Genomic DNA, 18179 nt, shown 5'->3' with positions numbered 1-18179 from the left:
TTGCTCAGGCCGCAGCCTTAGCAGATTCCTTCAACAACTGAGCAACGCGCTCAGAAGGCTGTGCACCAACGCTCAGCCAGTAGGCTACGCGCTCTTGGTTCACGGACAGACGAACTTCTTGACCACGAGCAACAGGGTTGAAGAAACCAACCTGTTCCTTGTGCGAACCGTCACGCGGGTTGCGGCTGTCGGTTACGGTCAAGTGATAAAACGGGCGCTTTTTGGAGCCGCCAAGGGCAAGACGGATTGTTAGCATGTGAACATCGTTCCTGTAGTCGGTGCTGCAAATCTAAATGCACAGCGGGCATAGGTGCCCGAAAGGCCGCATATTCTAAGGAATATCCGGACTTTTGCAAATGTCTTTTTCCGGCGCCTATCGGCGTGCCATCCAGATTTGCTATAGAGCCATCGTTGAAGATGGCCAGTCAGCTCCCGCCAAGTGCGGGTTTGCTGGAGATCCCACGTCCGTGTGGGTCGGCGCAGGAGCAAGCTCCTGCGCGAATTCTTTACATCTTGGGCATGCCGCCGCCGGGCAACATACCGCCCATGCCGCGCATCATTTTGGCCATTCCGCCTTTCGCGGAGAATTTCTTCATCATCTTCTGCATCTGCTTGTGCTGCTTGATCAAGCGACCGATGTCCTGCACCTGGGTGCCGGAACCCATGGCGATCCGGCGCTTGCGCGAACCACTGATCAGCTCAGGGTCGCGGCGCTCGGCCGGGGTCATGGAATTGATGATGGCTTCCATCTGCTTGAATTGCTTCTCTGCCGCGCCCTGGGCATTGCCCATCTGCGCCAGGTTCACACCACCGATATTCGGCAGTTTGTCCATGAGGCCGCCGAGACCGCCCATGTTCTTCATCTGTTGCAGCTGATCGCGAAAGTCTTCGAGGTCGAAGCCCTTGCCCTTCTTCAGCTTCTTGGCCAGTTTGTCGGCCTTGTCCTTGTCGAGGGTCGCTTCGGCCTGTTCGATCAGGCTGAGCACGTCGCCCATGCCGAGGATGCGCGATGCGATACGCTCAGGGTGGAACGGCTCGAGCGCTTCGCTCTTCTCGCCCATGCCGATGAACTTGATCGGCTTGCCGGTAATGGCACGTACCGACAGTGCGGCACCGCCACGGGCATCGCCGTCGACCTTGGTCAGGATCACACCGGTCAGCGGCAATGCATCACCGAAGGCCTTGGCCGTGTTGGCAGCGTCCTGGCCGGTCATGGCATCGACCACGAACAGGGTTTCGACCGGATTGATCGCAGCGTGCAGCGCCTTGATCTCGCCCATCATCTCTTCGTCGATGTGCAAACGACCGGCGGTGTCGACGATGACCACGTCGATGAATTTCAGCTTGGCTTCTTTAATAGCCGCTTGCGCGATGTCGACCGGCTTCTGGCTCAGGTCGGACGGGAAGAACGTCACGCCAATGTCGTTGGCCAGGGTTTCCAGCTGCTTGATCGCCGCCGGACGGTAAACGTCCGCGGACACGACCATGACCGACTTCTTCTTGCGCTCTTTAAGGAAGCGCGCCAGTTTGCCGGCGGTGGTGGTTTTACCCGCACCCTGCAAACCGGCCATCAGAACCACGGCCGGTGGAACGGCGCTCAGGTTCAAATCTTCGTTGGCCGCGCCCATCAGGCTTTCGAGTTCGGCCTGGACGATCTTCACGAAGGCCTGGCCCGGCGTCAGGCTGCGCGACACCTCGGTGCCGACAGCGCGCTCCTTGACCGAATTGACGAAGTCTTTGACCACCGGCAAGGCGACGTCGGCTTCGAGCAACGCCATGCGCACTTCACGCAGGGTGTCTTTGATGTTGTCTTCGGTCAGCTTGGCCTTGCCGGTGACATGGCGCAGCGTCTGCGAGAGACGGTCGGTTAAGTTTTCAAACATTGCGCGATCCTTTCAGGCCCTGTGTAGACCGGGATAATGGCGGCCCAGACCGGAATCAACATGTGCTCGGCGAGCCTGCGGCGTGGGCAGGTCGCGGATTATAGCGAAGACTGCGTCTGGCGGACACCTCGCCGTCAGCTTGTATAGTCTTTCGTGCCGTATGGGTTCTATGCCAAACTCAACGCCTTTCGGGCCTGCCTAACAGGATTTATGCTCCCCTTGTCACCCAGCTTGCTTACCACTCTCGCCGCCGCCTGCTTATATGCCGCTGCGACCATCTATCAAGGCACTCGACTGGCCACCGGCGCCAAGGCGAACAAACGCCTGCTGGTCACGCTCGGCGTACTGGCCGTGCTGGCCCACAGCGCCAGCCTGATCAGTTATCTGCTGACTCCGGTCGGCCTGGCCCTGGACTTTTTCAGCGCCGCCAGCCTGATTGCCGCAGCGGTCATCGCCCTGACCTTGCTGGCCTGTTCTCGGATTCCAGTGGAAAACCTGCTTGTATTGCTGTTCCCGCTGGGCGCCGCTACCGCACTGCTGGCACAGTTCGCCCCCGCCGGCACGGTGCAGGTCATTGACGAAGAACCCGGCATTCTCGCCCATATCCTCTTGTCGATCCTCGCTTATGGCATGTTCACCATCGCTGTGTTCCAGGCCTTGTTGCTGCTGGTTCAAGACCACCAGCTCAAGCACAAGCACCCGTCCGGGCTGATCAAGAACTTCCCGCCGCTGCAAACCATGGAAAGCCTGCTGTTCGGTTTCCTCTGGGCCGGCTGGAGCCTGCTGTCGTTGTCGCTGATTTCCGGCTGGCTGTTCGTCGAGAACCTGTTCGCCCAGCACCTGGTGCATAAAACCCTGCTGGCGTGCCTGGCCTGGATCGTGTTCAGCGTGCTGCTCTGGGGGCGCAACCGTCTCGGCTGGCGCGGACACAAAGCCATCCGCTGGACCCTTGCCGGTTTCTGCCTGCTGATGCTGGCGTATTTCGGCAGCAAGCTGGTCCGCGAATACATTCTGCACATCTGACGGGCGGCATTAATGGACGACTTGCCCATAGGACCGATGCTCGCGGTGCTGGCCCTGCTGATTTTATGGTCGGGGCTGTTTACCGCCATCGAAGTTGCGCAACAGCAATTACTGGCCCAGCGCACGGCCTCGCGCTCCAGCGACAAACCCGTGGCCAAGCTGAGCTTCCCGCTCAACAGCCTGATCCTCTGCAACACCTTATGCCGCGCGCTGGTGGTGGTCATCAGCACCTTGCTGGCGATTTTCACCTGGGCGCAAAACGGCCCCTGGATTGCCTGCCTCGGTGCCGGCGCAGTGTTGCTGGTGTTCGCCGACTACCTGCCACGCGCCCTCGCCGCACGCTATCCGGATGCCGTCCTGGCCTTGGGCAACACACTGCTCGGCATACCATTGAAAATCGTCTATCCCGCCGCATGGCTACTCAATGGCATCAGCCAACTGCTGATGCGGCCATTCGCCCGCAAAATCAACGTGGTGCAGCAAAGCGAAGACGAGGCACCGGCAGATCGACACGACGATCACGAACACGCGGCCTATCGCCCACTGTCAGGTATCCACGCACTGGATAACATCACGGTCAACGATATTCTGGTGCCACGCAGCGACGTCGACGGGATCAACCTGGACGACCCTCTCGAGGAAATTATCGAGCAACTGCGTCACAACAGACGCACCCGCCTGCCGGTATTCCACAGCGACATCAACCAGGTTGAAGCGGTGCTCAACACCCGACAGATCCGTCATTTGCTGCCGGACTCAAGCCTGACCGTTGAAGCGCTGCTGGCGGCCAGTCACGAACCGTACTTCGTGCCGGAAAGCACACCGTTGCAACTGCAATTGCTGAATTTCCACAAGCAGCAGCGGCGCTTGGGCATGGTGGTCGACGAGTACGGGGAAGTACTGGGCATCGTGACCCTGGAAGACATTCTCGAAGAAATCGTCGGCGAATTCGAAAGCCAACACAGCCTGGATAACCCGCACATTCACCCGCAGGCCGATGGCCGACTGGTGATTGATGGCGCAGCGTCCATCCGCGAGCTGAACAAGAGCCTTGGCTGGCACCTGCCCAGCGATGGTCCGAAAACCCTCAACGGGTTGGTGACCGAGGCGCTGGAGACGATTCCAGACAGTGCGGTGTGCCTGAAGATCGGCCGATACCGGCTGGAGATTCTCGAGACTGAAGAAAATCGCGTCACGCGCGTGCTGATCTGGCATACCAGCTCAGCGCCTGCGCTTATCCGTTAACGGGTTAAAACAACCGCCCCTCTTGTTCGATAGTTAGCCACCTTCCTATAATCGAGCCGGCTTACCCAAGCCTCCCACCGAACCACATGCTTACCCCGCATGCAGCAGGTTCCGGCCAGATCTTCGACAACATCCGTATCACTGCGGCGACTGTTCCTACCTTGAACAGCGACCGTGTCTCAACCCACATCCCTGGGTATTCGACCATAATAATTCGCTCCACTGGGGCACATGACTGTCAGGGATAACGACATGACGACCAGCACAACGTTCAGCGACACCGCGCCTGCCCAACCAACGAACTCCGCCACCCGCGTGGCTACCGCGAGTTTCATCGGCACGGCCATCGAGTTCTACGACTTCTACGTCTATGCCACCGCCGCAGCATTGGTGATCGGCCCGGTGTTCTTTCCGCAAACCTCCGGCACCGCGCAGATGCTGTCGGCATTCCTCACCTTCGGCATCGCTTTCCTTGCGCGGCCGCTGGGTTCGGCGCTATTCGGCCATTTCGGTGACCGTATCGGGCGAAAATCGACACTGGTTGCTTCGCTACTGCTGATGGGCGTGTGCACCACGCTGATCGGCGTACTGCCGGGTTACGACAGCATTGGCGCCTGGGCGCCGATCCTGCTTTGCGTGCTGCGCTTCGGCCAAGGCCTGGGGCTGGGCGGTGAATGGGGTGGCGCCGCATTGCTGGCCACGGAGAACGCGCCCAAAGGCAAGCGCGCCTGGTTCGGCATGTTTCCGCAACTCGGCCCATCGATCGGGTTTCTGGCGGCCAACGGCCTGTTCCTGACCCTGGCCATGAGCCTGAACGATGAGCAGTTCCGTTCATGGGGCTGGCGGATTCCATTCCTGCTCAGTGCCGCACTGGTGATGGTGGGCTTGTACGTGCGCCTCAAGCTCCACGAAACCCCGGTGTTCGCCAACGCCGTGGCTCGCCAGGAGCGGGTGAAGATTCCGTTGGTCGAGCTGTTCAGCCAATACTGGGCACCGATGCTGCTGGGCGCCGGGTCGATGGTGGTGTGCTATGCACTGTTTTACATCTCGACAGTGTTTTCGCTGAGTTACGGCGTGTCGACGCTCGGCTACACCCGGGAAACCTTCCTCGCGCTGCTGTGTTTCGCGGTGCTGTTCATGGCCGCCGCGACACCACTGTCGGCCTGGGCCAGTGATCGTTTCGGGCGTAAACCGGTGCTGATCATCGGCGGCGTGCTGGCGATTCTGTCCGGATTCTTGATGGAACCGCTGCTGACCCATGGCTCGACCTGGGGTGTGGCGTTGTTCCTGTGCATAGAACTGTTTCTGATGGGCGTGACGTTCGCACCGATGGGCGCGCTGCTGCCAGAACTGTTTCCGACCCACGTGCGTTATACCGGCGCATCGGCCGCGTACAACCTGGGCGGTATTGTCGGAGCCTCGGCGGCGCCGTTCTTTGCGCAGAAACTGGTGGCGATGGGTGGTTTGAGCTATGTCGGCGGGTATGTGTCGGGGGCGGCGGTGCTGAGCCTGATAGCGGTGCTGTGCCTGAAGGAGACACGCAATAACGATTTGAATCGGGTCGCCTGAAGCCAAAAGCTTCGCGGGCAAGCCTCGCTCCTACGGGTCATTTGTCGAACGCACTTGCGTCTTGACGTGATCCCTGTAGGAGCGAGGCTTGCCCGCGAATGCCGCGATGCGGTTACAGCTCTACAACGACAGCTTGGGACGCGCGGGTCGCCTTGGCACGAGCGGCCTCGATGGATTCGTCGCGAGCCAACGCCACCCCCATCCGCCGCTGGCCATTGACTTCAGGCTTGCCGAACAGACGCAACGCAGTATCCGGCTCGCTCAACGCTGCACCCAGGTTGGCGAAAGCGGTCTGAGTCGACTGCCCTTCCACCAGAATCACCGCCGACGCCGATGGCCCGAACTGACGGATCAGTGGAATCGGCAGGCCCAGGATCGCCCGTGCGTGCAGTGCGAACTGCGACAGGTCCTGGGAAATCAGGGTTACCAGACCGGTGTCATGCGGACGCGGCGAGACTTCGCTGAACCACACCTGATCACCCTTGATGAACAACTCGACGCCAAACAGGCCACGACCGCCCAAGGCTTCGGTGACCGCTTTGGCAACGCGCTCGGATTCGGCCAAAGCAACCGGGCTCATGGCTTGTGGCTGCCAGGATTCCTGGTAGTCGCCTTTCTCCTGACGGTGACCAACAGGCGCACAGAACGTAGTGCCGCCGACGTGACGCACGGTCAGCAGAGTGATTTCGTAGTCGAAGTCGATGAAGCCTTCGATGATCACGCGGCCTTTACCGGCGCGACCACCCTCTTGGGCATAATCCCAGGCCTTCTGCACGTCATCGACGCTGCGCAGCAGGCTCTGGCCCTTGCCCGAGGAACTCATGACCGGTTTGACCACGCACGGGAAACCCAGGTCTTCGACTGCCTTGCGGTAATCCTCGAAGGTGTCAGCGAAGTGGTACGGCGATGTCGGCAGGTCCAGCTCTTCAGCGGCCAGGCGACGGATGCCTTCGCGGTTCATGGTCAGCTGTGCAGCACGCGCGGTGGGGATCACGGTGAAACCTTCGGACTCCAGCTCCACCAGGGTCGCGGTGGCGATGGCTTCGATTTCCGGCACGATGAAGTGCGGTTTCTCGGCTTCGATCACCGCACGCAGGGCGGCGCCGTCGAGCATATTGATCACATGGCTGCGATGGGCGACTTGCATGGCCGGCGCATTGGCGTAGCGATCCACGGCAATCACTTCAACGCCCAGGCGTTGCAGCTCGATCACCACTTCCTTGCCCAACTCACCACAGCCACACATCAATACGCGGGTCGCGGTTGGCGACAATGGAGTTCCGATACGGGTCATCTCAGGTCCTCAAAGGAGCGGATCATCGAGGGAAGCGCGCTTCCCATGGGGAGAAAGCGCGGCATTTTACATGAACCTGAGGGTTTGGCTTCAGCTGACGACAGCCTGTTTGCGCAGGCGCCATGCCATGGCCAACCAGACCACGGTGACGCCCGCGAACTTCGAACCCAGCGCAGTGAAGATCACGCCCGGTGTGAGCGCATCAATCATGCCGAAGAAGATGAAGGTGTCCAGCGGGATGCTCAGGGCCGAACTTATCCACAGGCGATCGTGCAACGGGCGCTTGGTGAGGCTGAACACCAGCCAGTCGATGCACTCGGACACGGCGAACGCCGTGGCGCTGGCGAGGGCAATTGAGGGATCGGAGGTGATGTAGGACAACATCAGCGCCACCAGCATCGCCGCGATCGCGCCATGGCCGAAGCGGGTTTGCACCATATCGCGCAGCACGAACACCAGGCCACCCCAGGCCGACCAGATGATGTCCAGGTGCGGGGCGGTGGAAAAGGCGTAATTGATCAGCACGACGCTGCTGATATAGGCGATCAGAAAGAGCATGGGACGGGGGATACCTGTCAATTTTGTGCACAGGGTACTTTAGTCACTCAAAGGCTTAAATCAAAAGATCGCAGCCTTGTAGCAGCTGCCGAGCCTGCGAGGCTGCGTTCGGCTGCGCAGCAGTCGTAGATCCAGAGTGCATGGTTTGCCTGAGAGAACCGATCGCCTGATTTCACGACTGCTTCGCAGCCGAACGCAGCCTCGCAGGCTCGGCAGCTGCTACAGGTCGTTTTTTTTGCCCAACATCCAGATCAGCCCACTCGATTTCGCCCGCTCATGACACAACCCCAACACTTTGCGCCGTTCCTCATTGTCCATCCGGCTCCAGCGGGTGATCTCTTCCACCGTACGCTGACACCCGGTGCAAATGTCATCCTCATCCAGCGCACAAATGCTCACGCACGGCGATGGGACCGGTCTTTCAGTAGTGCTCATTCTTCCTGCTCGACCAGATCGCGGGCATAACGCTGCGAGTTGTGCACATAGTGCGCGGCGCTGGCTTCGAGCATTTTCTTCTGCGGCTCGGTCAGCTCTCGCACCACCTTGCCCGGCGAGCCCATGACCAGCGAACCGTCCGGAATTTCCTTGCCTTCACCGATCAGCGAGTTGGCGCCGATGATGCAGTTCTTGCCGATTTTCGCGCCGTTGAGGATTACCGCATTGATGCCGATCAGGCTGTAATCGCCCACCGTGCAGCCGTGGAGCATCGCGTTGTGACCGATGGTCACGCCGGTACCGATGGTCAGCGGATAGCCCATGTCGGTGTGCATCACGGTGCCGTCCTGCACGTTGCTGTTCTTGCCGATCAGGATCAATTCGTTGTCGCCACGCAACACGGCGTTGAACCAGACGTTGGCGCCCTCTTCCAGTTTGACCTTGCCCACCAGCACGGCATTGGGTGCGACCCAGCTCTGCGGATGGGTCTCGACGCGGGCGTCGCCCAGGCGGTATTTCATCGTGTTGTCCTCAAGGCCAGGCTGGCTCACTAGCGAAAAGCGGGATTCACGCCATACGAGCGATGGCTTCAGGTGTTGATAAAACTCTTGGGCGGTTGATGCAGGCTGATTTTCGCGTCATAGAGCAGGTTGATCAACTCGACGATCATGATCGCCGTCAACCCCCAAATTTTGTACTCGCCATAACGATAGCTCGGCACGTACCAACTGTGGCCTTGATAGTCGATGCGGTGGGTGTGCTCGCGCGGGTCCTTGCGGAAGAATTCCAGAGGCACGCTGAACACTGCGGCGATCTCGGCATCGTTGGCCAGGTATTCGACGAAATCCGGAATCACGCCGACATAGGGCGTGACCTTGATGCCGTGCAGGGAGATCAGCGGGCTCAGTGGGCCGATCACTTCGACCAGCCCCGGCGGCAGGCCGATTTCCTCTTCGGCCTCACGCAGAGCGGTAAAGATCAGATCAGGGTCTTCAGGGTCGCGTCGACCGCCGGGAAAAGCGACTTCACCGCCATGGGTCGAGAGCCCGCTCGCGCGAAGGGTCAGGACCAGTTCCGGTTCGTCACTGCGCGTGATGGGCACCAATACCGCGGCTTCGGGGAAACGTCGGTCGGTTTCCAGCGTTCGCGGTGTGTGATTGCTTACCCGGTGCAGTAGCTCGTCCAGCATGAGTCTTCTCGATCTGTGCCTTACCCTGCATCATGCACCAATCGCACCGGCCGCCCAACCCCCGAACAGCCTCATGTCGCGAAACGACAACTTGCCGACCGACACCGCTGCACGCCAAGATAGGCGCAGCATTCAGGAACCCAAGCATGAAATTTTGCAGTCAATGCGGCAACCCGGTGACCCAGCGCATTCCCGAAGGCGATTCGCGCCTGCGTTTTGTCTGCGACAGCTGTCATACCATTCATTACCAGAACCCCAATATCGTCGCCGGTTGCGTGCCGGTCTGGGGTTCGAAGGTATTGCTGTGTCGTCGCGCCATCGAGCCAAGGCTCGGTTACTGGACCTTGCCCGCCGGTTTCATGGAAAACGGTGAGACCATCGAACAGGCCGCCATTCGCGAGACCGCCGAAGAAGCTTGCGCCCGGGTACGCAACCTGAGCATCTATACGCTGATCGATGTGCCGCACATCAGTCAGGTGCATGTATTCTTTCGCGCTGAGCTGGTGGATCTGGATTTTTCCGCAGGTCCCGAGAGCCTGGAAGTGCAGCTGTTCGAAGAAGCCGACATTCCTTGGGGCGAACTGGCTTTCCGCACGGTAGGCCGTACATTAGAATGCTACTTCGCTGACCGGCGGGCCGAGGTCTACCCCGTGCGCTCAGAGTCGATCCCGCCGCTCGCTCAGCCTGCCATCATCTGAGCACTTGTTAATAAAAAACCATCTATAAATAAAATAGTCGCGACACCTCTTAGGGATATCGTTTCAATGCGCTGGTTGCTTGCCCTGTTTTGCTTATCGTTCGTTGCAGTCTCCCAGGCTTCCGTCGCGACCGCCCCGGACGGCAAAGTCATCGAAAAAGTTCTGGTCCTCAAGTCTGCCCACCAGTTGCAGTTGATCAACGACGGCAAGCCGTTCAAGACCTATCGCATTTCATTGGGCAAACGCCCCATTGGCCCAAAACTGATGGAAGGTGATAAACGCACCCCCGAAGGCCTTTACTGGCTGGACTGGCGCAAGACCAGCGACCGTTTCAACCTGGCGATGCACATCTCCTACCCCAACATCAGCGACTCCGCCCGCGCCCGGCGCGAAGGCGTCGAGCCTGGCGGCATGATCATGATCCACGGTACCCCGGACACCGAAGAGAACCCGGAAAACCTGTTCCATACTCTGGACTGGACCGACGGCTGCATCGCCATGCGCAACATGGACATGCGCGAAGTCTGGGGTCTGGTACCGGACGGCACGATGATCGAAATCCGCCCGTAACCTCCCCTTGTGGCAAAGGGGCTTGCCTGTGGCGAGGGAGCTTGCTCCCGCTGGGCTGCGAAGCAGCCCCAACGATCTATCTCAAACCGCATTTACTGATTCGAGGGCCGCTTCGCGCTGGAGCGCCAGCCCGGCCCAGCGGGAGCAAGCTCCCTCGCCACAAAAGCATCGCGTTACCTTCCGCTTGTGTTCCGGCCGCTACCTTCTGTCGGCTTCAAAAAAATAAATAAAAAACATCGCAGCCTTCGGCAGCGCCTGCCGGGTAGATACCAATTCTCCCAGCAGGAACTGCCGCAGGCTGCGATCTTTGCTTTCAAAACCCCAACCTCTAATACCACTTTGAATCCATCCTCCTTAACACCATCAGACATGGCCTGTTTTTCTGCGCCTACCGAAAAGTATCGGCATTGACATGGTATTTAAGTGGTATTAGTTTCGCCGCATTACCGGGCGACAACACTCCAATATCCGCATCGGACCAACGCACATGAACGATCTACAGGCACTACGCCCTGACGACACCCAGCCCACGCCGCTGTACCTGCAACTGGCGCGCAATCTGGAAGCGGCGATCCACGCCGGCCAGTGGAAAGCCGAGCAGGCCATGCCGTCGGAACGCAACCTCAGCGAAATACTGGGCATCTCCCGCGTCACCGCACGCAAAGCGCTGGAAGTGCTGTTCGAGCAAGGCCTGATCCGCCGTAACCAAGGCTCCGGCACGTTCATCACCCCGCGCCTGGAACAGCCTTTGTCGCGCCTCTCGGGCTTCAGCGAAATGCTTCGGCTCAAGGGTTTCGTCCCCGGCTCGCAATGGCTGGAACGAGAAATCACCCCGCCGACCCACGAAGAACTGATCCGCCTCGGCCTCTCGCCCAATGACAAGGTCGCGCGACTCAAACGCTTGCGCAAAGCCGACGACACAGTGATGGCGATCGAAATGAGCACCCTGCCCGCCTCGATCATTCCCAAGCCGCAAGCGGTGGGCGATTCCCTCTACGAATACCTCGACGGCATCGGCAAACCAGTGGTCCGCGCCCTGCAACACATTCAGGCGATCAACGCGTCCGACGAATTCGCCGCACTGGTGGGCATCGCCCCCGGCACCGCCATGCTGCTGATGACCCGGGTCGGTTACCTGGAAGACAACACGCCGATCGAAGTCACCGACACCTATTGCCGCAATGACTACTACGACTTTGTCGCAGAGCTGCGCCGCTAAATCAGAGAGCCGATCATGTCCGAAGACAACATCCTCACCGCCCACGGCTGGGTTCGTGGCCGGCTGACCCATGAGCACGGCAAGGTCGTGTCCATCGAAGGCGAACCTTGCGATCCGGCGGACAACGACCTGCCGTATCTGCTCCCGGGCTTCATCGACCTGCATGTTCACGGCGGGGGTGGCAAAGACATCATGGAAGGCGCGCCAGCCTTCGAAACCATCACCAGAACCCACGTGCGCTTCGGCACCACCTCACTGCTGGCGACCACCATGACCGCGCCGAGCGAAGAGATTTCCAGCGTGCTCAAAGCCGTCGGCGAGTTCTGCGAGCAGCGACCCAAAGGCAGCGCCCGGGTACTCGGCGTGCATCTGGAAGGCCCCTACATCAACCCCGGAAAACTCGGCGCCCAACCGAATTTCGCCCACACCGCGTTGATGGCCGAAGTCGAGGAATACCTGGCGCTGGCGCCGATCCGAGTGATCACCATCGCCCCGGAAATCGCCGGCCACGACGGTTTGATCCGCGCCCTCAGCGCTCGCGGCGTGCGCATGCAAATCGGCCACACGCTGGGCAGTTACGAGGAAGGCGTCGCCGCGTTGGCCGCCGGCGCCAGCAGTTTCACCCACCTCTACAACGCCATGAGCCCGCTGCATCACCGCGAGCCCGGCATCGTCGGCGCCGCGCTGGCCCACGCCAAGTACGCCGAGCTGATTCCGGACTTGCTCCACGTACACCCCGGTGCGATCCGCGTGGCCTTGCGCTCGATCCCGTGCCTGTATTGCGTCACCGATTCCACCGCTGCCGCCGGCATGCCCGACGGCGAATACAAACTCGGCAGCCACACCGTGACCAAATGCCTGGGCGGTGTGCGCCTGCCCGACGGCACGCTGGCCGGCAGCACCCTGACCATGGATCAGGCTCTGCGCAACCTGGTGAAGATCGGTCTGCCGATCAGCGAAGCTTCGCAACGTCTTTCGCAATTCCCCGCCGACTACCTCGGCCTTCAAGAACGCGGGCGCCTGCAACCCGGCGCCTGGGCCGACTGCGTGCGGCTGGATCGCTCACTCACACTGACCGCCGTCATGGTCGAAGGAGAAGACATTGACTTCAAAAATGCTTGAAGAGGCGCTGTCCTCGTTCGAGGCCGTGCAAGCCCAATTGCAACAACTCGACCCGCAGATGATCGAGATTGCCGCGCGCCTGCGCCGTCAGCCGCCACAAGTGGCAATGACCGTGGCTCGCGGCAGTTCCGACCACGCGGCGAGCTATTTCGCCTACCTGACCATGCAGCAATTGGGCATTCCGGTGGCGTCGTTGCCCATGTCGGTGGTGACCATGCAACAGGCGCCGTTGAAGGTCAGCGGCCAGGTCGCGTTCGCTTTCTCGCAATCGGGGCAGAGCCCGGATTTGGTGAACAGCCTGCGTTTGCTGCGCAAGCGCGGCGCGCTGAGCATTTCCATGGTCAACGCCGAGAACTCGCCTTTGGAAGCGGCCTGCGAATTCAACCTGCCGCTGTGCGCCGGCACCGAAAGCAGCGTCGCCGCGACCAAGAGCTTTATCGCCACCCTCACCGTCAGCGCCCGCCTGATCGCCCATTGGAAAGAAGACGTGGAATTGCTGGAAGCCGGCCTTGCCCTGCCGGATGGTTTGCGCGAAGCGGCGCAACAGGACTGGAGCCTGGCCATCGATGCGTTGCGCGATTGCCAGCGCTTGATGGTGATCGGCCGTGGCGCCGGCTTCGCCATCGCCCAGGAAGCGGCACTCAAGTTCAAGGAAACCTCGGCGATCCAGGCCGAAGCCTTCAGCAGCGCCGAAGTCCGGCACGGCCCGATGGCGTTGATCGACGAGAACTACCACCTGCTGATCTTCGCCCCGCGCGGTGCCGAGCAGGCCGGGTTGCTGAGCCTGGCCGCCGACATGCGTCAACGCGGCGCCCGCGTGCTGCTGGCCGCGCCAGATGACGTCGCCGAACGCGACCTGACCCTGACCCGCGCCGAACACCCGGCCCTGGACCCGATTCTGGCGATCCAGAGTTTCTACGTCATGGCCGCCGGTCTGGCCGTCGCCCGTGGCATGGACCCGGACCAGCCGCGTCACTTGAGCAAAGTGACGCGCACGCACTGAGTCCGATTTGTAGCTTTCCTGATGAGACCGAGCCATGCACAACAACAATAAAGAGCTGACCCTCAGCGCCCCGCTCAGCGGCCCGGTGCTCACACTCGCCAAAGTCCCGGACCCGGTGTTCGCCAGTGGCGCCATGGGCGACGGGATCGCCATCGATCCATTGAACGACACTCTGTACTCGCCCTGTGAAGCGGTCGTGATCCACATCGCCCGCACCGGTCACGCCATCACCTTGCGCGCCGATAACGGCGCCGAGTTACTGCTTCATCTGGGCCTTGATACGGTCGAGTTGCAGGGTGTCGGTTTCTCGATGCTGGTCAAGGAAGGTGCGCGGGTCAGCAATGGCCAGCCGCTGCTGCGCTATGACCTGGACCAGGTCGCGCAGCAGTGCAAAAGCCTGGTCAGCCTGATGATTCTGACCAACAGTCAGGACTTCCAAGCACGTCCGATTACGCTGAAATCAGTGAAGGTGGGCGATCCGCTGCTGCACATCGTGCCGAAAGTAACGAACGGCGCGCAGATCGACATTGAAGTGCTCGGCATCGAGGTTCAAGGGCATGTTCATGTCGCCCATCGCGGTGGCTTGCACGCCCGGCCTGCGGCGCTGATCCGCCAAACCGCCCAACAGTTCAAGAGCAAATCCTGGCTGCACTTCGCCGGTAAATCGGCGGCCTGCGACAGTTTGATCGGCCTGATGGGGCTGGCTGTCGGTGAGCGGGATGAAATCCGGGTCAGTTGCCAGGGGCCGGATGCCGAAGCGGCGCTGCAAGCCCTGTTGGCCGCGTTATCCACAGCCCTGGCCGAAGACAACCACGCTGCCGCACCAACGCCAATAGCCCAACGCAATCGCCCCGCCGAAGCGGGTGTGCTGCACGGTGTGTGCGCAGCTCCAGGCCTGGTGGGCGGGCCGTTGTTTCGTCTGAACTCGATCAGTCTTCCAGTAGATGCTGGTAATCATGAGCCGAAGCAACAACGTTACGCGTTGGACACCGCGCTGACTCAAGTACGCAGCGAAATCGACGGCACACGGGCCCAAGCGAAGAAGCACAAGAACACCGATGAAGAAGCGATCTTCGCCGCGCACCTGGCATTGCTCGAAGACCCGGCGCTGCTCGATGCGGCTCATCAATCCATCGACCAAGGCATCGCCGCGACTCACGCCTGGAGTCAATCCATCGACGTGCAATGCGAGGTGCTGCTGCAACTCGGCAGCCCGTTGCTGGCCGAACGCGCCAACGACCTGCGCGACCTCAAGCAACGGGTGCTGCGAGCCCTGCTCGGCGAAGCCTGGCATTACGACGTGCCGGCCGGCGCCATCGTCGCGGCCCATGAACTGACGCCGTCCGATTTGCTGCAACTGAGCCAGCAAGGGGTGGCCGGGTTGTGCATGGCCGAAGGTGGCGCGACGTCCCATGTGGCGATTCTCGCTCGCGGCAAAGGCTTGCCGTGCATGGTTGCACTGGGCTCGACGCTGCTCGATCAGGAGCAAGGTCAAGCGGTGGTGCTGGATGCCGACGGCGGTCGCCTCGAACTGATGCCGACTGCCGAGCGCCTGGCCGAGGTGCATCAGGCGCAACTCGATCATCAGCAACGTCGCGCGCTTCAACAGTCTCAGGCTCACGTCCCGGCACTGACACTTGATGGTTTGCCAATCGAAGTCGCCGCCAATGTCGCTTCCAGTGCCGAGGCAGCTGATGCCCTGGCCAACGGTGCCGATGGCGTCGGTCTGCTGCGTACCGAATTCCTCTTCGTCGACCGCCAAACCGCACCGGACGAACAGGAGCAGCACGTTGCCTATCAAGCCGTGCTCGACGCCATGGGCGACAAGTCGGTGATCATCCGCACCATCGATGTCGGTGGTGATAAACAGCTCGACTATTTACCGCTCCCTGTCGAAGCGAACCCGGTGCTTGGTTTGCGCGGCATTCGTCTGGCTCAGGTGCGCCCGGAACTGCTGGATCAGCAACTGCGCGCCCTGCTGCAGGTCAGCCCGCTGTCGCGTTGCCGGATCCTGTTACCGATGGTCACCGAAGTCGATGAGTTGCTGCACATCCGCCAGCGTCTCGACGCGTTGTGCATTGAACTCAATGTGAGTGAGCGCCCGGAATTGGGCGTGATGATCGAGGTTCCGGCCGCCGCACTGCTGGCCGAGCAACTGGCCGAGCACGCGGACTTCCTGTCCATCGGCACCAACGACTTGTCGCAATACACCCTGGCCATGGACCGCGACCACGCCGGCCTCGCCTCCCGCGTCGATGCGATGCACCCGGCGCTGCTGCGGCTGATCGCCCAGACCTGCGCCGGTGCAGCGGTGCATAACCGGTGGGTCGGGGTCTGCGGCGCCCTCGCCTCCGATCCGTTGGCCACGCCGGTACTGATTGGCCTGGGCGTCAGCGAGTTGTCGGTCAGCCCGGTGCAAATCGGTGAAATCAAGGACCGCGTGCGTCACCTCGACGCCACCGAATGCCGACGCATCAGCCAGGACCTGCTCAAGCTGAGCAGCGCCGGCGCGGTGCGTCACGCCTGTCACCAGCAATGGCCTCTGAGCTGAACAACAACGATAAGAATCCAGGGAGATCCGCCATGTACCAATACTTCATCGAAGGCCTGCAGCGCCTCGGTCGCGCGCTGATGCTGCCGATCGCGATCCTGCCGATTGCCGGGTTACTGCTGCGTCTGGGCGACACCGACCTGCTGGACATCGCGATCATCCACGACGCCGGCCAGGTGATTTTCGCCAACCTGGCGCTGATCTTCGCCATCGGCATCGCGGTCGGTTTTGCCAAGGACAACAACGGCACCGCAGGCCTGGCCGGGGTGATTGGTTATCTGGTGATGATCTCCACCCTCAAGGTGCTCGACTCGAGCATCAACATGGGCATGCTGGCCGGGATCGTCAGCGGCTTGATGGCCGGCGCGCTGTACAACCGCTTCAAAGACATCAAGCTGCCGGAATACCTGGCGTTCTTCGGCGGTCGGCGTTTCGTGCCGATAGTCACCGGGTTCGCTGCCGTCGGCCTGGGCGTCATCTTCGGTTTCATCTGGCCGCCGATCCAGCATGGCATCAACGGCTTCGGCACCTTGATGATGGAGAGCGGCAGCTTTGGTGCGTTCATCTTCGGCGTGTTCAACCGCTTGCTGATCGTCACCGGCCTGCACCACATCCTCAACAACATGGCGTGGTTCGTGTTCGGCAACTTCACCGACCCGACCACGGGCGCACTGGTGACCGGCGACCTGTCACGTTACTTTGCCGGCGACCCGAAAGGCGGCCAGTTCATGACCGGCATGTTCCCGATGATGATCTTCGGCCTGCCCGCCGCGTGCCTGGCGATGTACCGCAACGCCCTGCCGGAACGGCGCAAAGTCATGGGCGGGATCTTCCTGTCCATGGCCCTGACCTCGTTTTTGACCGGCGTCACCGAGCCGATCGAATTCGCCTTCATGTTCCTCGCACCGCTACTGTTTTTGCTTCATGCGCTGCTAACGGGACTGTCGATGGCCGTCACCAACCTGCTGAACATTCACCTGGGGTTTACCTTTTCCGGCGGTTTCATCGACATGATTCTGGGCTGGGGTGAATCCACCAACGGCTGGCGCGTGCTTCCCGTGGGTCTTGCGTATGCAGTGATCTACTACGTGGTGTTTGATTTCTGTATCCGCCGCTTCAACCTCAAGACGCCGGGGCGTGAGGATGTACAGGCTGGCGACAAAGTTGTGGTCACCGAGAATGAACGCGCCGGGGCATATATCAAGGCGCTGGGCGGTGCGGAGAATTTGATCACGGTCGGCGCTTGCACCACGCGACTGCGGTTGGACATGGTTGATCGCAACAAAGCCTCGGATGCGGACTTGAAAGCGTTGGGTGCAATGGCTGTAGTGCGCCCGGGCAAGGGCGGCAGTTTGCAGGTGGTGGTCGGGCCGATGGCAGACAGCATTGCCGATGAGATTCGATTGGCGATGCCGGCTTTGGGCCGTGCGGTTATCGCCTCCCCTGCCACTGTGGTTGATGAGCCAAAACCTGCTGCCGTAGCGAACGCTGAAGCACAGCAATGGCTGAAGGCGTTGGGTGGCGGCGAGAATGTGCTGCAGATGGATTGCATCGCCATGACCCGGATTCGGTTGCAGCTGGCGGATGGCACGGGGTTGTCGGAAGGCCAGTTGAAAGCGCTTGGTTGCCAGGGTGTCAGCCAGTTGGACGGTGGGATTTGGCATCTGTTGATTGGTGAAAAGGCGCCAAGTTTGAGTGGTGCGTTGGAAGCGTTGGTTAATCGCAGTGAGGTGAGTGCCAGGGTTTAGATCATAGGCGCGGGACAGTCAGTCTTCGCGGGCAAGCCTCGCTCCTACGAGGTATGTGTTGTTTGCACGTCG

Annotated in this window: 17 protein-coding genes; 10 read left to right on the top strand and 7 right to left on the bottom strand. The window is 60.8% G+C overall.

From position 1 onward, the window contains the following. Positions 1-4: 4 nt before the first annotated feature. Both rpsP and ffh read right to left on the bottom strand, forming a co-directional pair. Positions 5-256: a 30S ribosomal protein S16 gene (gene rpsP, locus AC30D7_RS10255; protein WP_003198088.1), complete on the bottom strand. Its 252-nt coding sequence runs from the start codon at positions 254-256 to the stop codon at positions 5-7. Positions 257-506: 250 nt separating this feature from the next. Beyond that, positions 507-1883 carry a signal recognition particle protein gene (gene ffh, locus AC30D7_RS10250; protein WP_007941401.1) on the bottom strand — a complete coding sequence of 459 codons (1377 nt, stop codon included), beginning with the start codon at positions 1881-1883 and terminating at the stop codon, positions 507-509. Positions 1884-2093: 210 nt separating this feature from the next. Between ffh and AC30D7_RS10245 the strand changes: the two genes are divergently transcribed. The 3 genes from AC30D7_RS10245 (at position 2094) to AC30D7_RS10235 (ending at position 5720) form a co-directional block, all read left to right on the top strand. Beyond that, on the top strand, positions 2094-2906 hold the full coding sequence (locus AC30D7_RS10245) for a cytochrome C assembly family protein (RefSeq protein WP_490133960.1): 813 nt from the start codon (positions 2094-2096) through the stop codon (positions 2904-2906). A 12-nt stretch (positions 2907-2918) separates the two neighbouring features. Then, positions 2919-4151 (top strand): transporter associated domain-containing protein, encoded by a 1233-nt coding sequence (locus AC30D7_RS10240; protein WP_305410065.1) that lies wholly within the window; start codon positions 2919-2921, stop codon positions 4149-4151. A gap of 252 nt (positions 4152-4403) precedes the next feature. Beyond that, entirely contained in the window at positions 4404-5720 is a 1317-nt protein-coding gene (locus AC30D7_RS10235) for an MFS transporter (RefSeq protein ID WP_019581065.1), read from the top strand. Between the two features lie 112 nt (positions 5721-5832). Here the strand turns inward: AC30D7_RS10235 and purT are convergent, their stop codons facing one another. The 5 genes from purT to AC30D7_RS10210 form a co-directional block, all read right to left on the bottom strand. After that, entirely contained in the window at positions 5833-7014 is a 1182-nt protein-coding gene (gene purT / locus AC30D7_RS10230; protein WP_019581066.1) for a formate-dependent phosphoribosylglycinamide formyltransferase, read from the bottom strand. A gap of 90 nt (positions 7015-7104) precedes the next feature. After that, positions 7105-7572 (bottom strand): preQ0 transporter, encoded by a 468-nt coding sequence (locus AC30D7_RS10225; protein ID WP_490133959.1) that lies wholly within the window; start codon positions 7570-7572, stop codon positions 7105-7107. A gap of 219 nt (positions 7573-7791) precedes the next feature. Then, positions 7792-8007 (bottom strand): DUF1289 domain-containing protein, encoded by a 216-nt coding sequence (locus AC30D7_RS10220; RefSeq protein ID WP_490133958.1) that lies wholly within the window; start codon positions 8005-8007, stop codon positions 7792-7794. Next, a complete protein-coding gene (locus AC30D7_RS10215; protein ID WP_007954617.1) occupies positions 8004-8528 on the bottom strand; it encodes a gamma carbonic anhydrase family protein in 525 nt (174 codons plus the stop codon). Before AC30D7_RS10215 ends, AC30D7_RS10220 begins: the two co-directional genes overlap by 4 nt. 68 nt (positions 8529-8596) lie before the next feature. Further along, entirely contained in the window at positions 8597-9196 is a 600-nt protein-coding gene (locus AC30D7_RS10210) for a CoA pyrophosphatase (protein WP_018927081.1), read from the bottom strand. Positions 9197-9342: 146 nt separating this feature from the next. On the opposite strand from AC30D7_RS10210, the gene AC30D7_RS10205 reads away from it, so the two are divergent. From AC30D7_RS10205 to nagE, 7 genes are all read left to right on the top strand, one after another. Next, a complete protein-coding gene (locus tag AC30D7_RS10205; protein WP_204125631.1) occupies positions 9343-9894 on the top strand; it encodes an NUDIX hydrolase in 552 nt (183 codons plus the stop codon). 66 nt (positions 9895-9960) lie between these two features. Then, positions 9961-10464 (top strand): L,D-transpeptidase family protein, encoded by a 504-nt coding sequence (locus AC30D7_RS10200; protein WP_204125632.1) that lies wholly within the window; start codon positions 9961-9963, stop codon positions 10462-10464. Positions 10465-10951: 487 nt separating this feature from the next. Further along, positions 10952-11683 (top strand): GntR family transcriptional regulator, encoded by a 732-nt coding sequence (locus tag AC30D7_RS10195; RefSeq protein WP_019581070.1) that lies wholly within the window; start codon positions 10952-10954, stop codon positions 11681-11683. A gap of 15 nt (positions 11684-11698) precedes the next feature. Then, entirely contained in the window at positions 11699-12805 is a 1107-nt protein-coding gene (gene nagA, locus AC30D7_RS10190) for an N-acetylglucosamine-6-phosphate deacetylase (RefSeq protein ID WP_490133957.1), read from the top strand. Next, positions 12786-13808: an SIS domain-containing protein gene (locus AC30D7_RS10185; RefSeq protein WP_490133956.1), complete on the top strand. Its 1023-nt coding sequence runs from the start codon at positions 12786-12788 to the stop codon at positions 13806-13808. Before nagA ends, AC30D7_RS10185 begins: the two co-directional genes overlap by 20 nt. Positions 13809-13842: 34 nt before the next feature. Then, entirely contained in the window at positions 13843-16359 is a 2517-nt protein-coding gene (gene ptsP / locus AC30D7_RS10180) for a phosphoenolpyruvate--protein phosphotransferase (RefSeq protein ID WP_490133955.1), read from the top strand. A gap of 32 nt (positions 16360-16391) precedes the next feature. Further along, positions 16392-18107, top strand: a complete 1716-nt coding sequence (gene nagE / locus AC30D7_RS10175; RefSeq protein WP_490133954.1) for an N-acetylglucosamine-specific PTS transporter subunit IIBC — start codon at positions 16392-16394, stop codon at positions 18105-18107. Positions 18108-18179: the final 72 nt, after the last annotated feature.

The organism is Pseudomonas sp. DF5, assembly GCF_058148225.1.
Note: the sequence above shows the minus strand (reverse complement) of the source record. Positions and strands in the feature narration are given on the sequence as shown.